2 tRNA genes and 2 rRNA genes are annotated in these 3,350 nt (G+C 45.6%); all 4 read right to left on the reverse strand.

Annotated features, from left to right (window positions below):
* Positions 1-886, reverse strand: a 23S ribosomal RNA gene (locus tag ACEN2I_RS19800); the annotation flags it as partial.
* A 181-nt stretch (positions 887-1,067) separates the two neighbouring features.
* A tRNA-Ala gene (locus tag ACEN2I_RS19805) sits at positions 1,068-1,141 on the reverse strand.
* A 137-nt stretch (positions 1,142-1,278) separates the two neighbouring features.
* A tRNA-Ile gene (locus ACEN2I_RS19810) sits at positions 1,279-1,352 on the reverse strand.
* Positions 1,353-1,477: 125 nt separating this feature from the next.
* Positions 1,478-2,991: ribosomal RNA gene (locus ACEN2I_RS19815) — 16S ribosomal RNA — on the reverse strand.
* Positions 2,992-3,350 lie beyond the last annotated feature (359 nt).

Here is a 3,350-nt window from a genome sequence, read left to right on the forward strand (position 1 = left end):
CTCTATATAACTTAATTCAGCGCTGCACCTAAATGCATTTCGGGGAGTACGAGCTATTTCCGAGTTTGATTGGCCTTTCACCCCTACCCACAGGTCATCCGAAGACTTTTCAACGTCAACCGGTTCGGACCTCCACTGTGTGTTACCACAGCTTCATCCTGCCCATGGGTAGATCACACGGTTTCGCGTCTAACACTACTGACTAAAGCGCCCTATTCAGACTCGCTTTCGCTACGGATCCGTGGCTTAACCACTTAACCTTGCCAGCAACGTTAACTCGTAGGCTCATTATGCAAAAGGCACGCCGTCACCCCACAAAAGGGCTCCGACCGCTTGTAAGCGTATGGTTTCAGGATCTATTTCACTCCGTTATTCACGGTTCTTTTCACCTTTCCCTCACGGTACTGGTTCACTATCGGTCTCTCAGGAGTATTTAGCCTTAGCGGATGGTCCCGCCAAATTCAGACAGGGTTTCACGTGCCCCGCCCTACTCAGGATACCACTATCTATTACACTCGTTACCCATACGGGGCTATCACCCTCTATGGCGTCACTTTCCAGCAACTTCCGGTTCCTTGTGCATAAAATATCGTGGTCCTACAACCCCAACATTGCCGTAACAACATTGGTTTGGGCTAATCCGCGTTCGCTCGCCACTACTTACGGAATCACTTTTGTTTTCTTCTCCTCCGCCTACTTAGATGTTTCAGTTCAGCGGGTTTGCCCACCTATCGGTGTACTATGTCTTCAACATAGTGGGTTGCCCCATTCAGGTATCTACGGATCAATTGGTGTGTGCCCATCCCCGCAGCTTTTCGCAGCTTATCACGCCTTTCATCGCCTCTGAGAGCCAAGGCATCCCCCATACGCCCTTATTTTGCTTATTGTACCAATCATAAAATCAATTATGACCGTTTTTTTTGTTTTTCTTTCTTTACTATTGTAAAAATTGAAAAACGCTTTCTACTTTTTATTATTTTCTTATCTCAATATGTCAATGAACTTTATTATCCTTAGGCTTTACGCCTTAGGCATTAAGCTTACAGCCTCTGGCTTATAGCTTTTTGTGGAGAATAACGGAGTCGAACCGTTGACCTCCTGCGTGCAAGGCAGGCGCTCTAGCCAGCTGAGCTAATCCCCCATTTTTTAGTTGTCAGTTAACAGTCCTCAGTTAACAGTACTTAAAACGGTTACTCAACCTCTAAAATTTCCTTTTTTTTAAATTAACAGTCTTTTTTAGTAGCTCCTTATAATTTATAATTCACCAGTCTTAAAAAGTAGTCCCGGGCAGACTCGAACTGCCGACCCCTACATTATCAGTGTAGTACTCTAACCAGCTGAGCTACGAGACTCTGTTTTACTTAAAATTTATTATTTGAACTAACAGCAAGAGTAAAATAGTCTTAAAATCAAAACCTTTAAAGCTTCTTCTTTTTTCCTCAGCGTGTTGATAAATCAACTAACACTAAGGCTCTAGAAAGGAGGTGTTCCAGCCGCACCTTCCGGTACGGCTACCTTGTTACGACTTAGCCCTAGTTACCAGTTTTACCCTAGGCAGCTCCTTGCGGTCACCGACTTCAGGCACCCCCAGCTTCCATGGCTTGACGGGCGGTGTGTACAAGGCCCGGGAACGTATTCACCGGATCATGGCTGATATCCGATTACTAGCGATTCCAGCTTCACGGAGTCGAGTTGCAGACTCCGATCCGAACTGTGACCGGTTTTGTAGATTCGCTCCTGGTCGCCCAGTGGCTGCTCTCTGTACCGGCCATTGTAGCACGTGTGTAGCCCAAGGCGTAAGGGCCGTGATGATTTGACGTCATCCCCACCTTCCTCACAGTTTGCACTGGCAGTCTTGTTAGAGTTCCCGACTTGACTCGCTGGCAACTAACAACAGGGGTTGCGCTCGTTATAGGACTTAACCTGACACCTCACGGCACGAGCTGACGACAACCATGCAGCACCTTGTAAATTGTCTTGCGAAAGATCTGTTTCCAAATCGGTCAATCTACATTTAAGCCTTGGTAAGGTTCCTCGCGTATCATCGAATTAAACCACATGCTCCACCGCTTGTGCGGGCCCCCGTCAATTCCTTTGAGTTTCAAACTTGCGTTCGTACTCCCCAGGTGGGATACTTATCACTTTCGCTTAGCCACTGAACTTGCGCCCAACAGCTAGTATCCATCGTTTACGGCGTGGACTACCAGGGTATCTAATCCTGTTCGCTACCCACGCTTTCGTCCATCAGCGTCAATCCATTAGTAGTAACCTGCCTTCGCAATTGGTATTCCATGTAATCTCTAAGCATTTCACCGCTACACTACATATTCTAGTTACTTCCTAATAATTCAAGTCTAGCAGTATCAATGGCCGTTCCACCGTTGAGCGATGGGCTTTCACCACTGACTTACCAAACCGCCTACGGACCCTTTAAACCCAATGATTCCGGATAACGCTTGGATCCTCCGTATTACCGCGGCTGCTGGCACGGAGTTAGCCGATCCTTATTCTTACGATACCGTCAAGCTCCTTCACGAAGGAGTGTTTCTTCTCGTATAAAAGCAGTTTACAATCCATAGGACCGTCATCCTGCACGCGGCATGGCTGGATCAGGCTTGCGCCCATTGTCCAATATTCCTCACTGCTGCCTCCCGTAGGAGTCTGGTCCGTGTCTCAGTACCAGTGTGGGGGATCTCCCTCTCAGGACCCCTACCCATCGTAGCCTTGGTAAGCCGTTACCTTACCAACTAGCTAATGGGACGCATGCTCATCTTTTACCGTTGTGACTTTAATTATAAAATGATGCCATTTCATAATACTATGAGGTATTAATCCAAATTTCTCTGGGCTATCCCTCTGTAAAAGGTAGATTGCATACGCGTTACGCACCCGTGCGCCGGTCTCTAGCTCCGAAGAACTATACCCCTCGACTTGCATGTGTTAAGCCTGCCGCTAGCGTTCATCCTGAGCCAGGATCAAACTCTTCATCGTATATTGTTTGCTTAAATTAATTCAAGCTAATTAGTATTCGAATCAGTCTCTATCGGTTCTTTTCTAATCTCTCGATTATCTTACTCTTTATTATTTTGTCTTGAAATCTCTTTCAAAACGGCTGTCAATTCAATATGTCTACGAACGTGTATTTCTTATTCCTTTTTCGCTTTTCGTTTGTTTCTCTAAGCGGGTGCAAAAGTAGAAAACTTATTTCTAACTGGCAAATGTTTTTTAAAGTTTTTTTCAGAAATTTTAATTCCCTCCCTATCCTTATTATTTACCAATCTATCAATGAACTTTTCCCTGTTTTGCGGGGTGCAAATGTAACACCCGTTTTCAAATCTCACAAGCTTTTT

The organism is Flavobacterium sp. W22_SRS_FK3 (genome assembly GCF_052113665.1).
Taxonomy (GTDB): Bacteria; Bacteroidota; Bacteroidia; order Flavobacteriales; family Flavobacteriaceae; genus Flavobacterium.